Source organism: Streptomyces sp. ISL-43 (assembly GCF_018614195.1).
Classification (GTDB): domain Bacteria; phylum Actinomycetota; class Actinomycetes; order Streptomycetales; family Streptomycetaceae; genus Streptomyces.
This window is the reverse complement of record NZ_JAGGOT010000023.1, coordinates 241278-258993: the sequence shown is the minus strand read 5'-3', so window position 1 is coordinate 258993 and position 17716 is coordinate 241278. Positions and strand designations below refer to the sequence as shown.

Here is a 17716-nt window from a genome sequence, read left to right as displayed (position 1 = left end):
GGTCTGTGGGTTTTGGGGGGTGGGTAGGGACGGGGGGCGTGCGTAGGGTGGCCATTGAGGCCGCATCGTGCCGTTGACCTGGCGCTTTGCGGGGAGAACTCGCACGGAGATGGGGCGGCGCGGATGCGTGACTTGGTGGAGACGGCGCGGCAGTGGGTGGCCGAGGGGCGGGCCGGGTTCTTGGCCCGGCCCGTGACCGAGCAGGGGTTCGGGCCGCGCGATCCGGCCGGGGCGGTGCTCGTGGACGCGATCGGGGAGTGTGTCGGTGCCCTGTACCGGGGGGTGTTCGACGCCGAGCTGGTGACGGAGGCCGCGGCCATGGGGGCCGGGGAGACCGCGCGGGTATGCGAGGTGTCCGTGGGGGCCGGTGAGGCCGCCCTGGCGAAGCTGACGTGCGGCGGGCAGGCCGAGGTGCTGCTGCAGCCGCTGGGCGCGATTCCCTCCGAGTGGTGGGAGCTGCTGGGGCAGGGCGTCGGGGTCGCGCTCGTGACCCAGCTCAACGAGCGGGCGGACCAGGCCGTCAGTGTCGTGGTGCGGGGGGCGGACGTGCCCTCCACCGACGCCGAGCGGCGGGCCGGCGAGCTGCTGGGGTCGCGGCGGCCGGGCCGGGACGCGCTGTACGGCGGGTCCGGGCTGGTGCTCGTGGAGGCGTACCCGTCGGCCCCCTACGTCGTCATCGGCGGGACCGGGGAGCTCGCCGAGGTCATCGAGGCGCAGGCACGGCTGCTCGGGTGGGACGTCAGCAAGGTCGACTCCGTCCCCGAGGCGGAGAAGCTGCTCGAGGCGCGGCGGGATGCCGCCTGTCTGGCGATGCTCAGCCACGATCCGGAGTTCGACGTGCCGACGCTGCGCACCGCGCTCGCGCTCGGGATTCCGTACGTCGGCGCGCTCGGGTCCCGCAAGACGACCGCGCGGCGCCGGGAGGGGCTGGTCGCGGCCGGGGTGAGCGAGGCGCGGCTGCGGACGGTGCACGGGCCGATCGGCCTGGACCTCGGCGGCCAGACCCCGGCGGAGACGGCGCTGGCCATCTGCGCCGAGATCCTGGCGGTGCTCGGGGGCAGGGAGGTCCGCGGAGTGCGCGACGCGGACGGGCCCCTCAAGGGATAAGGCACCCCTTCCATCCCCGATCAGGTGCAAACGGATGGAATGCGGGAAAATAGGGAGTATGGACACGACCCTGACCTACATCGCGTTGGACAGCACGCTGACCGACATCGCGTGGTTCCTGGTCGTCGGGCTCATCGTGGTCGGCTTCCTGCTCGGCGGTTTCATGCTGGGCAAGCGGGTCCGGGCACAGGAACCCGCGCCGCCCACTCCCGAGAGCCAGCCCCACCTGCCCGACGGCGGTGCGGTGTACGAGGTCTCCGAGGAGCGGGAGTACGTCGAGATCCCCGAGGGCGGGCTGCGTCCGCACGAGATGCAGGGGTACGGGAACTTCGGCTCCCGGACCTCCAGCCATCAGGAGGAGGACCGGGCCGAGCGGGAGTCCGGCTACGAGCATCCCAATCCACGGCCCGGACAGCCCCCGGCCGCGCCGCCGGTGGGCGGCGCCAAGCCCGCCTGACCACCCCCTGACACACCGACCCGACCAGCCATGCCTGTGACCCGCCGCGCGGCGGGTCACAGGTCCGTCCGCAGCCGCAGCACCTCGGGCGGCGGGTGGCGGGTCGAGGCGTGGCGGACCTCGGCCGTCAGCGGCGGGTCCAGCGGGCGGAAGGGGACCTCGCCGAGTCCGATGGCCGTGACGGTGGCTCCCTCGGCCGCGGCCGCCGGGGCCCGGGCGGCCACGACCGACGCCACCTCGACCCGTAGCGCCGCCGTCAGCGGGCTCGACACCAGCGGGGTCTCGTCCCCGACCGGCAGGACCAGGACGAGGGCGAGCGGGCGGCGCGCGGTGCCGGTGTACCCGACCACGGCCGCGTCGCGGACGTTGGTGTGCCGCAGCTTGCGCCAGCCGCGCTTCCCCGCCGGGTAGGCCTGGTCCAGCCGTTTGACGACCAGGCCCTCGATGCCGCTGTCGGGCAGGGTCTCGTACCAGGTCGCCGCCAGTTCCGGGTCGGTCGTCATCGGCACCGGCTGCAGCGGCGGCCCCAGCGGCAGCAGCAGGTCCACGAGGAGCGCGCGCCGGCGCTCGTAGGGCCGGGCGCGCAGGTCCAGCCCGGCGAGCTCCAGGACGTCGAACGCCGCGTACGAGGCCGGCAGCGTCTGCGCCAGTACGGCGGCCCGCGCGGCCGAGGCGGCCGCCGCCCGGCGCTGTACGAGCGCGAACTCGGTGCGGCCGGCGTGCCAGACGACCACCTCCCCGTCGAGCACGGTCCCGGCGGGCAGCTGCAGTGCGGCGGCGGCGAGATCGGGGAAGGCGCGGGTGACGATGCGGCCGGAGCGGGCCTGCAGGGCAACCCCTTCCACCGTGCGCAGGACGACGAGGCGGTGGCCGTCGAACTTCGGCTCGTACGCGAGGCCGGGCCCGCTCGGCAGGGTCCGTACGGCGGTGGCGAGGGCGACGGTGATCACGGGAGCCGCCCGGCACGGTCGGGATGGAGCAGGGGGCCGAAGAGATCGCCGTCGCGCTCCAGCCGGAGCGCGACGTCGTCGGCGAGGAAGACCAGGTCGGAGGGGTCCCGGCAGGCCTCGACCTCCTCCCACGAGACCGGCGCGGAGACGGTGGGCAGGGCGCGGGCGCGCAGCGTGTACGGGGCGGCCGTGGTCTTGGCGGCGGCGTTCTGGCTGTGGTCGACGAAGACCTTGCCGGGACGCAGCGCCTTGCTCATCCGGTGCACGACGAGGTCGGGGAGCTCGCGCTCGGCCTCCTGGGCGAGGGTCTTCGCGTACGCCGACACGTGCTCGGAGGGGGTCGGCTCGAGGGGCACGGCCAGGTGGAGGCCCTTGGAGCCGGAGGTCTTGGCGTAGGCGTGCAGACCGTCGGCGGCGAGCCGGTCGCGCAGCCACAGCGCTGCGGCGCAGCACTCGACGGAGGTCGCCGGCGGGCCGGGGTCGAGGTCGAGGATCAGGCGGTCGGCGAGGGCGGGGGCGCCGGCCGGCCACTGGGGGGTGTGGAACTCGACGACGAGGTTGGCGGCCCACATGAGGGTGGCCATGTCGGCGACGACCACCTGTTCGGCCCTGAGGTCCTCCGATCGGGGAACGGGGGTGGTCTTCACCCAGTCGGGGGTGCCGGGCGGCGGGTTCTTCGTGAAGAAGAGCTGGCCGGCCGGGCCGTCGGGATAGCGCAGGAACGACACCGGCCGGTCGTGGATGTGGGCCAGCAGCGAAGGCGCGACGGTGGCGTAGTAGTGCAGCACCTCGCCCTTGGTGAAGCCGGTCTCGGGGTACAGGACCTTGTCGAGATTGCTGAGCGCGATGCGACGCCCCTCCACCATTGTGATCGGCGTCATACGATGAGATTGCCACGAAACAGGAGGAACCGTGCGATCCATATGGAACGGGGCGATCTCCTTCGGCCTGGTCAGTATTCCGATCAAGCTCGTGAACGCCACCGAGAGCCACTCGATCTCCTTCCGCCAGATCCATGTGAGCGATGGCGGACGCGTCCGCTACCGCAAGGTCTGCGAGCTGGACGGGGAAGAGGTCTCGGCCGCCGAGATCGGCAAGGGGTACGAGGAAGCGGACGGGTCCCTCATCCCGATCACGGACGAGGACTTGGCGCAGCTGCCGATCGCCACTGCGAAGACGATCGAGATCGTTTCGTTCGTGCCGGCCGATGAGATCGATCCGCTGCAGATGGACTCGGCGTACTACCTCGCGGCGAGCGGGGCGACGGCGGCCAAGCCGTACACACTGCTGCGGGAGGCGCTGAAACGGAGCCGGAAGGTCGCGATCGCGAAGTACGCGCTGCGGGGTCGGGAACGGCTGGGCATGCTGCGGGTCATCGACGACGTGATCGCGATGCACGGGCTGCTGTGGCCGGACGAGATCCGGGTGCCGGAGGGCGTGGCGCCGGAGGGCGCGGTGTCGGTGCGGGAGGCCGAACTGGACCTGGCCGACGCGCTGATGGCGACGCTGGGGGAGGTGGAGATGGCTTCGCTGCACGACGATTACCGCGAGGCGGTGGAGGCGATGGTCGCCGCCAAGGCGGGTGGGGGCCGGCCCGCGGCGGCTCCACCGGTCGAGGGCGGGGGGCAAGTCATCGACCTGATGGCGGCGTTGGAGAACAGCGTGCGGGCGGCGAAGGCGTCTCGGGTGGGGTCGGGGCCGTCGCCGGACGCGGCCGAGGAGGGGGTGGCTGCGGAGGTTACGCCGATCCGGCGGAAGGCGGGGCGGAGCGGGGCGGCGGCGGCTGCGCCGAAAACTGTGGGTGGGAAGAAGTCGACCGCGTCGGCTGCGGCTGCGGCTGCGGCTGCGGCGGGTGGCGGTGGTGGCGGCGGGAAGAAGTCGACGGCTGCGCCGGCTGCGAAGAAGAAGTCAGCGGCGGCTGCTGCGAAGAAGACGGCCTCGGGCAAGGCGGCGACGACGAAGTCGGGGGCGGATGGCGGTGGCGGTGGCCGTGGCGCTGCCGCGAAGAAGGCGGCGACGCCGCGCAAGCGGACCTCCGCCTGAGCCGTGGCCCTGCGGGGCTCGCCCCTCCCCGCCCTTCGCCCGTTCCCCGGGCTCCGCCCGGACCCGTGGCGGCCCGGGCCGCGCCCGAGGCCGCGGGGCTGCGCCCCGGACCCGCGCGGGTGCGCAAGTGGGACTCGGCGTGCGGCCCTGGCCGCGCGGAGCCCCTGAACTGCGCCCCGGGCCCGCGCCTCGAACGCCGGTGGGGCTGGAAGTGCGCCGCCGGCGCAGGGGCGGTGGCGGGCTAGTGCCAGGTGCGGCGGTCGCGGGCCGTGGTGAAGAGGGCTTCTACGTCCGGGGGTTTGAGGGTGGTGGAGGACCGGGTCAGGAACGCCGTCGCCGTCGCGGGGGTGAGGACTCGGACGTCGCGCAGGGTGGGGGTCACGTCCAGGCGGGTGGCGTCCACCACGGCCAGGACCGGGGTCACCGTGGCCGACAGGGCGCGGGTCGCGTACGCCGCCGCGCGGCGGGACGTGCGCGGGTCGGGGCGGGTTTCGGTGCGGCCCACCGTGAGGAGGAGGTCGCCGGCGACCGCGCGCTGCCGGCGGCCCTGGACGGTGTGGACGCAGAAGACCCCCGGCGGGCCGATCACCAGGTGGTCCGCGACGCCGGCGATGGAGTGCAGGACCCGCCAGTCCTCGGACTCCGCGAGCGCGTCCAGTACCTCGCCCATCCGCTGCCGTGCCGCCAGCTCGTGGCGCAGCCGGTGGCGGGCGCGGGTGCCCGCGGAACCGTGGGTGATCTCACCGAGCAGCGCCTCCCCGGGGCGGTTCGGGGCCAGGTCCTCGTCGGAGGGGAGGGCCAGGCGGAGCAGGTCGGCGGCCGTGGGGACGGGTGGCGGGCCGATCGAGACGTTGCCCGTCAGGTACGGGCGCAGGACCGTCAGGATCTCCTCCCGGCGCTCGTCCGCCAGCACGCTGATCCGGTTGGCCCGCCGGTCGTACCAGGCCACCGCCCGGCCGTCCGGCAGGTTCACGTACAGCCGGCCGCGGCCCGGCCGGCCGCTCGGCAGCACCTTCAGTCCCCGCGAAGCCATCGCCTCACCCCCGCCGTCCATGGGAGCAGGCCGGGCGGCCGGCGGCAATCCCCCGGTTGTGTCTCGTGAAGGGGCTCGGCGGGGCGCCGGCGGTGTGTAACGACTCCGTCGGGTCGCTGCCGTGCGGCTGTTACAAAAGCATCGTGATACCGCAACGGCCGGTGCATACGTTTATCCCACCTGGACGCTCCAGGGCCTAACCAGCACCGAAGGACTCCCCGTGAACTCCGTGAGCCGCAGCCGCCGCACTCTCGTACGCGCCGCCGCCGTGGCCGTGTGTGCCGGCACCCTGCTGGCGTTCCCGGCGGCCGCGGCGCTGGCCGAGGGGATTCCGGCAGCTTCCTCCGCGCAGGCCGCGGCCCCCGCGCGGACCCTGGTCAAGACCATCTCCCTCGCGGACGGCGTCTCCACGGCGAAGGTCTACCGCGTCGCCAAGGGCGCCTACCAGGCCGATGTGCTCGGCCCCGACGGCTCGAAGGCCGCCACCCTGGCCAGTCGCGACGGCGCCACCGGCTTCGGTGACGCGGGCCGGCTGCACCTCGCGCTGCAGGCCGACGGCCGGCTCAGCTCCTGGGTCGGGGAGAAGACGGTCGGCGGGGGTCCCTCCGTCGGTGGCGCGGGGTACAAGACCGCCGGCCGGGACGGCGTGGTCGTCTCCGCCTCCACCTCCGTACGGGAGCCCGTGCGCGCGGGCGACGGTCCCGCCGAGGCGCTGCGCCTGCGGACCCTGGCCGACGGCCCCGGCGAGGGCATGCTGCTGCTCGCCGCGGGCGGCGGCATCGCGGCGGTCGGCGCCGCGGGGCTGGGCTTCGCGATGCTGCGCCGGGGGCGTACGGAGGCGTAGGCCCTCTCGCCCTCTCCGGGCGGCATGACCTGGTTCCCCTGACGGCGTCCGGCTCTCGCCGGACCCGTGCGGACCCGCCCCGCCCGGCCCGGCCGCACGGGCAGAAACGATGCGCCTCTGCCTACTGTGGACGGGCACGGGCACATTGCCACGGAGAGGAGGGCGTACGGGTGGCGAGCTCGTTTCCCTCCCCCGGCCGCGGTCCGCGACGCCGCCCGAGCCGCCGCTTCACTCTCGGGCTGCTGGTCCCCCTCCTGCTGCCGCTCGCGGCCGCCTGCGGCGACGGCGGCGCCTTGGCCGGCGCCGGGCCGACTCCGATCGCGAGCGGGCCCGTACACCTGTGGCCCGGGCGCAAGGGGGCTGCCGTACCGCCCGCCGATCCGGGGGGCGCTCCGCCCGAGTACGTACCCGGCATCGCGCCCGTCGTGGACCAGAACGTGCACTCCACCGACCCGGTGACCCTCGTACAGGCGGAGCTGCGCGCTCACCCGGACGTCCAGACCGGTCCCGACGGGATGCCCGAGGAGACCGCGGCCGCGATCGCGGCGTGCGGGGCGGACGGGGCGGATCCCAAGAAGTGCCCGGTCCTGACCCCCTACTACCGGGATCTCACCGGCAACGGCAAGGACGAGCTCATCGTCGGGATCGAGTACCCCGACCAGCAGATGTCCGTACGCGTGTACACGGCGGACGCCGAGGGCCGGCTCAACCGGATCATGGCCACCACGGACACGGTCGTCTCCGTCGAGCTCGCCGGACGGGACGTGATCCTGCGGGTCCCGAGCGGCAACGCCGGCTACGAGGTGAACACCACTTGGTCCTGGGACGAGACGCAGCGCTCGATGCTGCCCTCTCGCGAGCAGATCGTCCGCGTGCACCCGGGCGGCCCGAGCCCCTCTCCCGCGAGTACGGGCCACGCTCCCCCGCTCCCCGGCCCGGCGGGGGCGTCGCCGTGAGGGTCCGGCTGCCCTCGTGGACGGCCACGCTGACCTGGAAGTCGGCCTGTTTCATCGTGGTGATGTGCTGCTCGCTCGCCGCGGTGCTGGGCGCCCTGGTGCACGTGGAGGTGACCCGGCAGACCGTCGCGACGGCCCGGGAGAAGGCGCTCGGCAAGCTGAACGACGCCTCGCGCGCCTACGAGGCCGGCGAGATGCTGCCGCCCGAGTCCGGGCTGGATCCGGCCGGGCTGCCGGAGGAGCTGCGGGCGCTGGCCCTGTCGGGGCAGCGCGGGACGCTCGTGGCGGACTACGAGGGCCGGCCGATGATGTGGGCGGCCGCCCCGGCCGACGGGAAGGCGCTGGCCACCGCCGTCGACTACGGGCAGAGCGCGCGGACGATCAGCGGACTGGACAACGCGATCATCGGGTCGTCGGTACTGGCGATCGGCGGAACCCTGCTGGTGGGCGCCTTCGCCGTGACGCGCGTGACGCGCCGGCTGCACCAGACGGCGACGGTGGCCCGGCGCATCACCCAGGGCGACCTGGACGCGCGGGTGCGGGACCCGAGGACCAAGGACCCCTCGCGGCACCAGGACGAGGTGGCGACGGTGGCGGCGGCGCTGGACACGATGGCGGGCAGCCTGCAGGCGAAGCTGCAGAGCGAGCAGCGGTTCACGGCGGACGTCGCGCACGAGCTGCGCACTCCGCTCACCGGGCTGCAGGCGGCGTCGGAGCTGCTGCCGGAGAGCCGGGCGACGGAGCTGGTCCAGGAGCGGGTCCGCACGATGGGCCGGCTCACGGAGGACCTGTTGGAGATCTCCCGCCTCGACTCGGGCAGCGAGGTGGTGGAGACGGACCTGCACCAGTTGGGGCGCCTCGCGCAGCGCGTGGTGCGGGCTTCGGGGACGGCCACGGAGGTGGTCGTGCTGCGGGACGCACACGTGGAGACCGACCGGCGGCGCCTGGAGCGGGTGCTCGGCAATCTGGTCGCCAACGCCCACAAGCACGGGCGGGCACCGGTGGTGGTGACGGTGGACGGTCCGGTGGTGACCGTACGGGACCACGGCGACGGCTATCCCGACTACCTGGTGGCGCACGGGCCGCAGCGCTTCCGGACCGGGGGCGCGGGCAAGGGGCACGGGCTGGGGCTGACGATCGCGGTGGGGCAGGCGGAGGTCATCGGGGCGAAGCTGGTGTTCCGGCAGGCGGCGGACGGGGAGGGCGGCGCGGAGGCCGTACTGACCCTGGTCGAGGCTTCCGTGACGTGACGTGACGTGACACGGCGCGGCGCGGCGTGGCGTGGCGTGCGGTGACGCGGCGTGCTGTGACGCGGAGCGGCGCGGCGCTCCGCGATGCCACGCGGCGGGCCCCGGCCCGGCCGGGGTCCTCAGGCCGCGGGCGGCACCGGCGGGGCCGGCGGGGTCGGCTTCGTCCAGGGCCAGCGGAGCTTCGGCATGCGGGCGTCCGGGGCGTAGGCGTACTTCCAGCCCTTCTGCAGGTGCAGGCGCTTCGTGTACCCCGCGGGGACCCGCTCGTACAGCAGGACCGTCGGGGCACCGCCGTCCGCGGCCGGGACCGGGATCTCGTACCACTTCGGCGGGTGGCCGGTCGGGCCGAGCAGGATCGGGAGGGTCCGGCCGTCCATCGGGCCGCCCTCGAAGGAGGTGGGTTGGCTTCTCACCCCTCCAGTCTCACAGCAGGTGGGCCGCCTCGGAGACCACGGGGATCACCCGGCGGGCCAGTACCCCGACCGGGCCGTCCGCCGATTCGAGCGCGAGGGCGGCACGGGCCGCCGCGGCCGTCTGCGGGTCGGTGGCGGCCGTCGCGGCGAGGAGGGCGATGAACTGGTCCACCAGCCAGTCCCGGAGCGAGTCGATCTCCGGCTGCTTGCCCTCGTCGATCCAGATCAGCGAGGCGGCCTCGACCGCCGTGATCCACGTACGCACCATCATCCGCAGGCGCGGGCCCGGATCCGGTACGCCGAGGTGGAAGAGGATCGCCTCGGCCGCCGCCCGGCGGATGCCGTCGACGGTGGCGGTCGTGCGGGAGGTCTCCACCACGCTGCCGCCCTGCAGGAGGGCGGAGAAGCCGGCGTCGTGCTCGTCGACGAAGCCCAGGTACCGGTCCAGGGCCCGGGAGAGCCGCTGGGTCAGCGGTCCGGCCTGGGGTTCGGCGAAGCACAGCCGCAGGACGTCGGCCGCGGAGCGCAGGGCGGCCTCGTAGAGCTGCTGCTTGCCGCCGGGGAAGTAGCGGTAGACCAGGGGGCGCGAGACGCCGGCGGCCTCGGCGACGTCGTCGAGCGAGACGTCCTCCGGCGCCCGGTGCGCGAACAGCGTCAGGGCCGCGTCGAGGAGCTGGGCCCGCCGCTCCTCGACGCTCATCCTGCGGTACGCCCGTACGGCTGTCATGTCCGCAGGGTAGCCCCACCCGCCGCCCTTCAGGCGAGAAGTCTTCAGGCGGGGGGTCTTCGGGCGGGGGTCTTCAGGCGAGGAGTCCCGAGCTCTTCCAGAGCTTGCGGCCGACCCCGCGCAGCACCCCGATGTCGTCCAGGAAGTCGGTGAGCCGCTTGGCTCCGGTCTGCATGACCTCCCGGCGGTGGCCGCTGGCCTTGACCTGGGCGAGCGCCTCGCGCCGGTCGACGCCGATGTTGTCGTAGACCGCGGGGTTGACGAAGGCGACCGAGAAGACGCGGGCGGCCTCGCCGCAGCTGATGCGGGTGAGTTCCTGCTCCCAGCGCGGGGCGGTGAGCATCTGGCGGCGCAGTTCCTCGCGGGCGTAGCGGACGTGGCGCGCCTCCTCGATGACGTGGATGCGGGTGACTCCGCGTACGAGGGGCTGGACGCGCTCGTCGGGGAAGGTCAGGCGCTGCATCCAGTCGAGGATCTCCTCGCCGAGGAGGGTGCAGGCGAAGGAGCCGGGGGTGGTGGAGATGGTCTTGAGGACGCGGGCGAGGTTGTGGTTGGCGCGGGAGACCGGGTACTCGGGGGCGCCGCCCGTCTTGATCATGCGGGCGAACATCATCGAGTGGCGGCACTCGTCGGCGATCTCGGTGAGCGCGTATCGGACGTGATTGCTGGTCAGGGGCTTGTCGTAGACGTGCCGGACCAGCAGCTGCATGAGGATGATCTCGAACCAGATGCCGAGCGAGCCGAGGGCCGCCGCCTCGTGGCGGGAGAGCTCGATGCGCTGCTCCTCGCCCATCTTCTTCCAGAGCGGGGTGTCGAAGAGGGAGAGCAGCTCGGGCGGCCAGTAGTACTTGCCGTCGATGGGCGGGGCGTCCCAGTCGAGTTCCTTGTCGGGGTCGAAGGAGTGCTTGACCGAGGATTCGAGGAGTCGCTCGGCTATCTGTTCGCGGTCCTTGAGCGGGCCGAGCGCGTCGCGCAGTTCCCTGCGCGGCTCCGCCCTGTCGGTCACGGTCGTCATGGCTTCGGACACCTCACGAGTGGGTTGCCGGCTGTGGCGCCGGCGGTGGTCACCGGCGTTCACCGCTTATGAGACTGCTTGTCAGCAAGACCGTCAATCCCCCGCGCACGACTTGTTGACCGCGCGTCTACCAACGTGTGACGCTGCCAACGGGAGCCCGAGGCCCGTCGCCCGGCTGCCAACTTGCCTGTCCTGTACGCGAGTACGTGAGACGAGGGGGCGTCAGTGTCGACGCACGAGCTCTACACCAAGGATCCGGGCGAGACCGTCTGGCCGGTCCCCGCCACCGGCAACGCCCGCTTCAGCTGGGAGTACGACGGCGGCCGCGAACGACTGCTGGCCCTCTACCAGAAGGGCAAGGACAAGCAGTGGGACGGCGCCAAGCGCATCGACTGGGACATCGAGGTGGACCCGCACGATCCGCTGGGCACCCCGGACGAGGCACTGCCGCTGCACGGCACCCGGCACTGGGCCAAACTCACGGACCTGGACAAGGGCGAGCTGCGCCGCCACTACAGCGCATGGAACTTCAGCCAGTTCCTGCACGGCGAGCAGGGCGCGATGGTGTGCGCGGCGCGCATAGTCGAGTCGGTGCCGGACCTGGACGCGAAGTTCTACTCCGCCACGCAGGCCATGGACGAGGCCCGGCACGCCGAGATCTTCGGGCGGTTCCTGCACGAGAAGATCGGGATGCTCTACCCGATCAACGACAGCCTGCAGGGGCTGCTCGGCGACACCCTGCGCGACTCCCGCTGGGACATGCCGTACCTGGGCATGCAGGTGCTGATCGAAGGGCTGGCGCTGGCCGCCTTCGGCATGATCCGCGACACCACCGGCAAACCGCTGCCCAAGCAGATCCTGGCCTACGTGATGCAGGACGAGGCACGGCACGTGGCGTTCGGGCGGATGGCGCTGCGCGACTACTACAAACAGCTTTCGGACGCCGAGCTGCGCGAGCGCGAGGAGTTCGTGATCGAGGGCTGCTACCTGATGCGGGACCGGCTGCGCGGGGTGGAGGTGCTGGAGAACTTCGGCATCTCGCGCAAGGAGTCGGAGGAGTTCAGCGAGCAGTCGGAGTTCCTGGCGCTCTTCCGCAGGCTGCTGTTCAGCCGGATCGTGCCGTGCGTGAAGGACATCGGGCTGTGGGGCGAGCGGCTGCAGAAGGCGTACCTGGACATGGGCGTCTTCGAGATGGGGAACTCCAACCTGGACCTGCTGATGAGCCAGGACGAGGAGATCGCCGAGGCCCTCGACCGCGAGCGGTTCGCGGCCGAGGAGGAACAGCGGGTGGCGGAGGTCGCCGAGACCATCGCGGAGGGAACGGCCGGGGTCTAGGCCGGCCAGGCGGTTCGGTCTAGTACGCGCCCGGCGCGAACTGCTCGCGGAAGGTGAACGCGTACGGGGTCGGGCCGTGTTCCCGGAGGTGGGTCAGCCGCTCCTCGGCGTCCGCGACCGTGGGGCGCTCCCCCGCCGGGACCCACCACAGGGTCGTCATGGCTTCCTTGACCTGCTCGAACCACTCGCGGCGGCGGGCCATCAGCTCCCGGTGGCGCCCGGCGTACATGAAGGCGTTCAGGGCTTCCGCGTCCCGCCACACCGACATGTTGATGATGATCCACTCGTCGTCGAAGACCGCCACGTCGGTGGCGTCGCCGCCCTCGCCCTCCAGCCGCCAGACGAAGCCCTCCGCCGCGTCCGCGACCCCGTTGACGTGGTCGAGGCCGTCGACGAAGTCCTTCAATTCCGGGGAGTCCAAGGGGTACTTGAGGCGGGATATGTTCACCTGTGCGAGTTCGTAGGTCATTCCCCAACGGTTATCAGGGAACCGCCCCTGCCCGTCGGCCGTTTCACGGGGTGGACAGCCCCGCCTCCATCACCGCGCGGGCGATCGGCGCGGCCGCGCCGTTGCCGCTGATGTCACCGCGGACGGCCGACGCGTCCTCGACGACCACCGCCACCGCGACCGCCGGCGGCCGGCCGCCCTCCGGCTTCGCCCAGGAGATGAACCAGGCGTACGGGGTGCCCGCGTTGCCGACGCCGTGCTGGGCGGTGCCGGTCTTGCCGCCGACGACGGCTCCCGGGATCGCCGCGTTCCTGCCGGTGCCGTTCTCCACCACCTTCACCATCAGTTCCTGCATCCGGGTCGCGGTCAGCGGGCTCATGGCCCGGCCGAGGCTGTGCCGGTCGGCGCGGCGGACCGGGTCGCCGTCGTCCTGCGTCGTGCGTTCCACCAGATAGGGGGCCTTGAGCTCCCCGCCGTTGGCGACGGCCGCCGCCACCATCGCCATCTGCAGGGGCGTGGCCTTGGTGTTGAACTGCCCGATCGAGGACAGGGCCAGCTGGTCCGGGCTCATGTCGGTGTCGAAGTTCGACCGCGACACCCAGGCCGGCACGCGCAGCCCGTCGTCGTTGAACCCGAACCTCCGCGCCGCCCGCGTCATCCCGCGCAGCCCGACCTGTACGCCGATCTTCGCCATCACCGTGTTGCAGGACCACTGCACCGCGTCCGCCATCGAGGCGTCGGCGCAGCCGGTGCCCGCGTTCGGGAGCAGGGTGCTCGTGCCCGGCAGGGGGTAGGGGTCCGGGGTCTGGGTCGGCGCGTCCACGTCGGCGACCACGCCGGCGTCCAGGGCGGCGGCCGCCGTCACGATCTTGAAGGTGGAGCCCGGCGGGTACGTCTCGCGCAGCGCGCGGTTGAGCATCGGCCTGGCGGGGTCCGCGTTGAGCTTTTCCCAGGCCTCCTTGACCTTCGGCCCCGTACCGGAGAGCAGCGCCGGGTCGTAGGAGGGGCTGCTGACCAGCGCGAGGATCCTGCCCGTGGCCGGTTCGACGGCCGCGACGGCGCCCCGTTTGCCCGCGAGCCCGGTGTAGGCGGCCAGCTGCATGTCCGCCCGGATGGTGGTGGCGGCGTTGCCGCCGCCGGGGCGGCCGCGCGAGAGCTCGTACCAGAGGGGGAAGGCCGACAGCCCGGGGTCGGTGCCGGAGAGGACCGGGTCCTCGGAGCGCTCCAGGAAGCTGGTCCCGTACGTCTGGGAGGAAAAACCGGTGACGGGCGCGTAGAGCGGGCCGTTCTTGTACGTGCGCTCGTAGCGCAGCAGTTGGCGGCTGTCCCGGGAGCCGGTGACGGGGCGGCCATCGACGGTGATGTCGCCGCGCGGTTCGGAGTAGCGCTCGATGGCGGGGCGCTTGTTGGCCGGGTTCGCGCCGTAGGCGGCGGCTTCCCAGACCTGCACGCGGGCCACGTTGACCAGCAGCGCGACGAGCAGCAGGGCGCAGAAGTAGGCGCACCAGCGGATGTAGCGGATCACTCGCCGCCCCCTTCGGCCGGCCGGGGTCTGCGGGCGCTGTCGCTGAGCCGGACGAGGATCGCGACGATGATCCAGTTGGTGACGACGGAGGAGCCGCCCTGCGCGAGGAAGGGCATGGCCATGCCGGTCAGCGGGATCAGGCCGGTGACGCCGCCCGCGATGACGAACACCTGGAGCGCGACGATCGAGGCGAGTCCGGTGGCGAGGAGCCGGCCGAAGGGGTCGCGCAGCGCGAGCCCGGCGCGGAAGCCCCGGGCGACGAGGAGCCCGTACAGGAGCAGGATCGCGGTGAGGCCGGCGAGGCCGAGCTCCTCTCCGGCGGTGGCGAGGATGAAGTCCGATTTGGCGGCGAAGCCGATGAGGAAGGACTGGCCGTGGCCTAGGCCGGCGCCGAGGATTCCGCCGGCCCCGAAGGCGAAGAGGGACTGGGCGAGCTGGCCGGGGCCGTCGCCGCGTTCGATGGAGGCGAAAGGATTCAGCCAGTCGTCCACGCGGCTGTTCACGTGCGGCTCGAACGTCCCCACGGCGTAGGCGCCCACGGCGGCGAGCAGCAGCCCGATCGCGATCCAGCCGATCCGGCCGGTGGCGGTGAACAGCATGATGACGAAGAGGCCGAAGAAGAGCAGCGAGGTCCCGAGGTCGCGCTCCAGGACGAGCACGCCGACGGAGAGCAGCCAGATGGCGAGGATCGGGCCGAGGACCCGGCCGGGGAGCAGCTTCAGCTTCCAGAAGAGGGTGCGGCCGGTGAGGGCGAGGGCGGTGCGGTTCGCGGCGAGGTAGGCGGCGAAGAACACCGCCAGCAGGATCTTGGCGAACTCCCCCGGCTGGAAGGAGAGTCCGGCGAAGCGGATCCAGATGTGCGCTCCGTTGACCGCCGGGAAGAAGACGGGCACCAGCATCAGCACGAGCGCGGCGGCGACGGAGAGGTACGCGTACTTCTGCAGCACCCGGTGGTCGCGGAGCAGCGCGACGACGAGGACGAAGAGCGCCACCCCGAGGGCCGACCAGCGCAGCTGGTCCCCGGCGGTGAGGTGGCCGGGTGTGGTGGCGTCGAGCCGCTGGATGAGGACGAGCCCGAGGCCGTTGAGCAGGACGGCGATCGGGAGCAGCAGCGGATCGGCGTACGGGGCGCACAGGCGGACGGCGAGGTGGGCTGCGAGCGCGGCGACGGCGAGGCCGGCGGCGTAGTGGGCGGCCGGCCGGGGGATGTGACCGGTGGTGGCGAGGCCGACGTAGAGGTGGCCGAGTACGGCGATCAGGACGGCGCCGGCGAGCAGCGACAGCTCGACTCCGCGACGCTTGGGGGCGCGGGCATCGGGTGGCGGGGGCGGAACGGGCTCTGCCACCTTCGCCGTCAGAGCGGTCATACGGGGAAACGTAGCAAGGAGACAGGCTGTATGTCCGCTTATGTCATAGTGTGCCGAAGAGTCGTCAGAACCGGTCGGAAGTGAAGTAGCGGATCAGCGGATCAGGAGCCTCCCCTCATGGGACCTGCGGAGTTCATCGTCCTGGCCTTTCCCGAAGAACAGCTGCGGGTGGCGGCGGTCGAGGCGGTGATGGGGTTGCGCAAGGCGGGGGTCGTGCGGCTGATCGACGGGCTGGTGGCCACGAAGACGGCGGCGGGCGAGGTGCTGGCGGCGGAGTTCGACGAGTTCATCGAACTCCGGGGCCTGCTCGCCCACCGGGAGGCGGCCCCGCTGATCGGTCCGGAAGACGTCAGGGAATCGGCGGACCTGCTGGAACGCGGCAGCTGCGCCCTCCTCCTGGTGATCGAACACGTTTGGGCCGAGGACGCCGCCATCGCCGTCCGCGCGGCGGGCGGCCGGGTCGCGGGAGCGGTCCGCCTCCCGGCCGACCGACTGGGGGTCTCCTGATGTTCATCCGCCCCATCGGCTCCATCGTGTACCCCTCCCAACGTCCCTCGGGCCGCCCCCTGCTGCGCGGCATCCTGGCGCGCGGAGCCTACGTGTGGGACGCGGCCCAGCGTCCGCCGGAGACCCCGCACGCTCCGGCCGGAACGGACCCGGGTGCGGTGCGGGGCGCGACCCCGGGCACGGCCCCCTCTCCCCCGGCGGCCTCCGCCGACCACCCGGCCCCCGCGGCCTCCCGGAAGGCCACCGCCGACCGCCCGGCCGCGCCCGGCGGTTCGGGGGCCGGCGCACCGGCCGCCGCCGGAGCCGACCTCACGGACCGGCTGACCCGGCTGGCCGACCTGGCCCGCGAGGGCCTGCTGACCCCGGAGGAGTTCTCGGCGGCCAAGGCCCGCCTACTGGCCGGCTGAGCCAACCCGTCGCCCCGCCGGCCCTGCCGGCCCTTCTCGCGGCGCCCGGCCGACTACTTCGAGGCAGGGCCTCCCGGCGGCTCCATCGGCCCCTCAGGGCTCGCGTCGAGGCCGTACCAGAAGGCCGGTATGCACGACGGCACACGGGACGTCTCCATCGTGCCGAAGCCCGCGCCGCTGCCCTTACGAGACGGCGTCATGGGCCTCACCAGCACCAGGGTGTGCCCCGGCTTCACCGTCTTCGAGTTGATCTTCAGCACAGGTTCGTCGCCGTTACTGGCGAGCACGTCCTCGTACGGCTCCCAGGACTTGCCATCCGGCGTCATGACGGGGCCGTCGAACCCCCCGCCCGTTGCGTCGCACTCCGCCACCGGCTTCTGGTCGACCACCACGACAGGGACGCCCAGTCCCCGGAGCTCCCGCTCCAGGCCGGGGAGCCCTTCGGGGTTGAACAGCTTGACGGTGATGGTGCCGTCCTCGCCCTTGGTCAGGGCGTACGCCGCCGAGGTGCCGCCCTCGTCACCCATGACCGGGAGCGCGATCAGGGCCGCGGCCGCCGACGCGGCCAGGCCGACGGCGAGCGGCATGCGCAAACGCCGGGCGGGGGAACGGACCGCGAAGCCGGCCTTGGTCTCGGCCTGGGCCTGCGCCCCCTCGGCGGCGATCGCCACGAGCTCCGCCTTGAGGCGCTCCTCGAACGCGCTGGGCCTGCTGCTCATCGTGCAACCTCCAACTGGTGTGCCGGGGCCGGGGCGGACACGGGTGCGGGGTGTTCGGAAGGTGCGGCCGGAGTGCGCAGGGCGCGCCGGGCGCGGTGCAGGCGGACCCGGACGGTGGCCTGGGTGACGCCGAGGGCCTGAGCGGCCTCGGCCGGGGTGAGGCCGTCGACCACGACCAGGTCGAGGGCGGCCCGCAGCGGCTCCGACAGGGCGGCATGCCGCCCGGCCAGCTCCCGGAAGGCCCGCTGCGCGTCTATCCGTTCCTCCAGCGCCGCGACGTCCTGGTCGTCGAGCAGCCTCCGGCCGCTGAGCCGCTCCATCGCGCCGCGCTCACGGGCGCCCGCGCGGGCATGGCTCGCCAGGACGTTCCGGGCGATGCCGTAGAGCCAGGCGATCGGCACTCCCCTGTCGGGCCGATAGCCGGCCGCGTCCTTCAACGCGGCGAGGAAGATGTCGGCCGTCAGGTCCGCCGCCAGGTGCGGGTCGGCGACCCGGCGGGTGACGAATCCGAGCACGGCGTCGATGTGCTCCTCGTAGAACGCCCCGAACCCCTCGGGCGTACGCAGATCGGGCGGCCCGTGATCCGGTGGGCCGGACCCCGCCCATCCGGTGT

General features: G+C 73.0%; 20 protein-coding genes. 9 read left to right on the top strand and 11 right to left on the bottom strand.

Annotated features, from left to right (window positions below):
* Nucleotides 1-123: 123 nt before the first annotated feature.
* Both J7F03_RS14305 and J7F03_RS14300 read left to right on the top strand, forming a co-directional pair.
* Nucleotides 124-1107 carry an XdhC family protein gene (locus J7F03_RS14305; RefSeq protein WP_214949427.1) on the top strand — a complete coding sequence of 328 codons (984 nt, stop codon included), beginning with the start codon at nucleotides 124-126 and terminating at the stop codon, nucleotides 1105-1107.
* Nucleotides 1108-1165: 58 nt separating this feature from the next.
* Nucleotides 1166-1564 (top strand): DUF6479 family protein, encoded by a 399-nt coding sequence (locus J7F03_RS14300; protein WP_214949426.1) that lies wholly within the window; start codon nucleotides 1166-1168, stop codon nucleotides 1562-1564.
* A 56-nt stretch (nucleotides 1565-1620) separates the two neighbouring features.
* On the opposite strand, the gene J7F03_RS14295 is transcribed toward J7F03_RS14300, so the two are convergent.
* Nucleotides 1621-2511: an ATP-dependent DNA ligase gene (locus J7F03_RS14295; protein ID WP_214949479.1), complete on the bottom strand. Its 891-nt coding sequence runs from the start codon at nucleotides 2509-2511 to the stop codon at nucleotides 1621-1623.
* Nucleotides 2511-3395 (bottom strand): non-homologous end-joining DNA ligase, encoded by an 885-nt coding sequence (ligD, locus tag J7F03_RS14290; protein ID WP_214949425.1) that lies wholly within the window; start codon nucleotides 3393-3395, stop codon nucleotides 2511-2513. The genes J7F03_RS14295 and ligD overlap by 1 nt, the downstream gene beginning before the upstream one ends.
* A 31-nt stretch (nucleotides 3396-3426) precedes the next feature.
* Here ligD and J7F03_RS14285 point away from each other — a divergent pair, with 31 nt between their 5' ends.
* Complete coding sequence (locus J7F03_RS14285) at nucleotides 3427-4557, top strand: Ku protein (RefSeq protein WP_214949423.1); 1131 nt, start codon at nucleotides 3427-3429, stop codon at nucleotides 4555-4557.
* A 241-nt stretch (nucleotides 4558-4798) separates the two neighbouring features.
* Here J7F03_RS14285 and J7F03_RS14280 read toward each other — a convergent pair whose 3' ends face one another.
* Nucleotides 4799-5590, bottom strand: a complete 792-nt coding sequence (locus tag J7F03_RS14280; protein WP_214949422.1) for a nuclease-related domain-containing protein — start codon at nucleotides 5588-5590, stop codon at nucleotides 4799-4801.
* A gap of 220 nt (nucleotides 5591-5810) precedes the next feature.
* Between J7F03_RS14280 and J7F03_RS14275 the strand changes: the two genes are divergently transcribed.
* The 3 genes from J7F03_RS14275 (at nucleotide 5811) to J7F03_RS14265 (ending at nucleotide 8640) form a co-directional block, all read left to right on the top strand.
* A complete protein-coding gene (locus J7F03_RS14275; RefSeq protein WP_214949420.1) occupies nucleotides 5811-6434 on the top strand; it encodes a hypothetical protein in 624 nt (207 codons plus the stop codon).
* 170 nt (nucleotides 6435-6604) lie between these two features.
* Nucleotides 6605-7390 carry a hypothetical protein gene (locus tag J7F03_RS14270; RefSeq protein WP_214949418.1) on the top strand — a complete coding sequence of 262 codons (786 nt, stop codon included), beginning with the start codon at nucleotides 6605-6607 and terminating at the stop codon, nucleotides 7388-7390.
* Complete coding sequence (locus tag J7F03_RS14265; RefSeq protein WP_214949416.1) at nucleotides 7387-8640, top strand: HAMP domain-containing sensor histidine kinase; 1254 nt, start codon at nucleotides 7387-7389, stop codon at nucleotides 8638-8640. Before J7F03_RS14270 ends, J7F03_RS14265 begins: the two co-directional genes overlap by 4 nt.
* Nucleotides 8641-8759: 119 nt before the next feature.
* On the opposite strand, the gene J7F03_RS14260 is transcribed toward J7F03_RS14265, so the two are convergent.
* From J7F03_RS14260 to J7F03_RS14250, 3 genes are all read right to left on the bottom strand, one after another.
* A complete protein-coding gene (locus J7F03_RS14260) occupies nucleotides 8760-9053 on the bottom strand; it encodes a hypothetical protein (protein WP_214949414.1) in 294 nt (97 codons plus the stop codon).
* 10 nt (nucleotides 9054-9063) lie between these two features.
* Entirely contained in the window at nucleotides 9064-9780 is a 717-nt protein-coding gene (locus tag J7F03_RS14255) for a TetR/AcrR family transcriptional regulator (RefSeq protein WP_214949413.1), read from the bottom strand.
* Between the two features lie 73 nt (nucleotides 9781-9853).
* Entirely contained in the window at nucleotides 9854-10795 is a 942-nt protein-coding gene (locus tag J7F03_RS14250) for a diiron oxygenase (RefSeq protein ID WP_214949412.1), read from the bottom strand.
* A 225-nt stretch (nucleotides 10796-11020) separates the two neighbouring features.
* Here J7F03_RS14250 and J7F03_RS14245 point away from each other — a divergent pair, with 225 nt between their 5' ends.
* A complete protein-coding gene (locus J7F03_RS14245) occupies nucleotides 11021-12130 on the top strand; it encodes a ferritin-like domain-containing protein (protein ID WP_214949411.1) in 1110 nt (369 codons plus the stop codon).
* Between the two features lie 19 nt (nucleotides 12131-12149).
* On the opposite strand, the gene J7F03_RS14240 is transcribed toward J7F03_RS14245, so the two are convergent.
* The 3 genes from J7F03_RS14240 to J7F03_RS14230 are packed head-to-tail and all read right to left on the bottom strand — an operon-like array spanning nucleotide 12150 to nucleotide 15470.
* Complete coding sequence (locus J7F03_RS14240) at nucleotides 12150-12599, bottom strand: DUF3291 domain-containing protein (protein ID WP_214949410.1); 450 nt, start codon at nucleotides 12597-12599, stop codon at nucleotides 12150-12152.
* Between the two features lie 43 nt (nucleotides 12600-12642).
* Nucleotides 12643-14103, bottom strand: a complete 1461-nt coding sequence (locus J7F03_RS14235) for a penicillin-binding transpeptidase domain-containing protein (RefSeq protein ID WP_214949409.1) — start codon at nucleotides 14101-14103, stop codon at nucleotides 12643-12645.
* Nucleotides 14100-15470, bottom strand: coding sequence for an FtsW/RodA/SpoVE family cell cycle protein (locus J7F03_RS14230; RefSeq protein WP_214949408.1), 1371 nt, complete (start codon nucleotides 15468-15470; stop codon nucleotides 14100-14102). The genes J7F03_RS14235 and J7F03_RS14230 overlap by 4 nt, the downstream gene beginning before the upstream one ends.
* 117 nt (nucleotides 15471-15587) lie before the next feature.
* Between J7F03_RS14230 and J7F03_RS14225 the strand changes: the two genes are divergently transcribed.
* Nucleotides 15588-15977: a DUF6325 family protein gene (locus J7F03_RS14225; RefSeq protein WP_214949406.1), complete on the top strand. Its 390-nt coding sequence runs from the start codon at nucleotides 15588-15590 to the stop codon at nucleotides 15975-15977.
* Nucleotides 15977-16384 (top strand): SHOCT domain-containing protein, encoded by a 408-nt coding sequence (locus tag J7F03_RS14220; RefSeq protein WP_214949404.1) that lies wholly within the window; start codon nucleotides 15977-15979, stop codon nucleotides 16382-16384. The genes J7F03_RS14225 and J7F03_RS14220 overlap by 1 nt, the downstream gene beginning before the upstream one ends.
* 53 nt (nucleotides 16385-16437) lie before the next feature.
* Here J7F03_RS14220 and J7F03_RS14215 read toward each other — a convergent pair whose 3' ends face one another.
* Both J7F03_RS14215 and J7F03_RS14210 read right to left on the bottom strand, forming a co-directional pair.
* Complete coding sequence (locus J7F03_RS14215) at nucleotides 16438-17103, bottom strand: hypothetical protein (protein WP_214949402.1); 666 nt, start codon at nucleotides 17101-17103, stop codon at nucleotides 16438-16440.
* Nucleotides 17100-17669 carry an RNA polymerase sigma factor gene (locus J7F03_RS14210; protein ID WP_214949477.1) on the bottom strand — a complete coding sequence of 190 codons (570 nt, stop codon included), beginning with the start codon at nucleotides 17667-17669 and terminating at the stop codon, nucleotides 17100-17102. The genes J7F03_RS14215 and J7F03_RS14210 overlap by 4 nt, the downstream gene beginning before the upstream one ends.
* Between the last annotated feature and the right edge of the window lie 47 nt (nucleotides 17670-17716).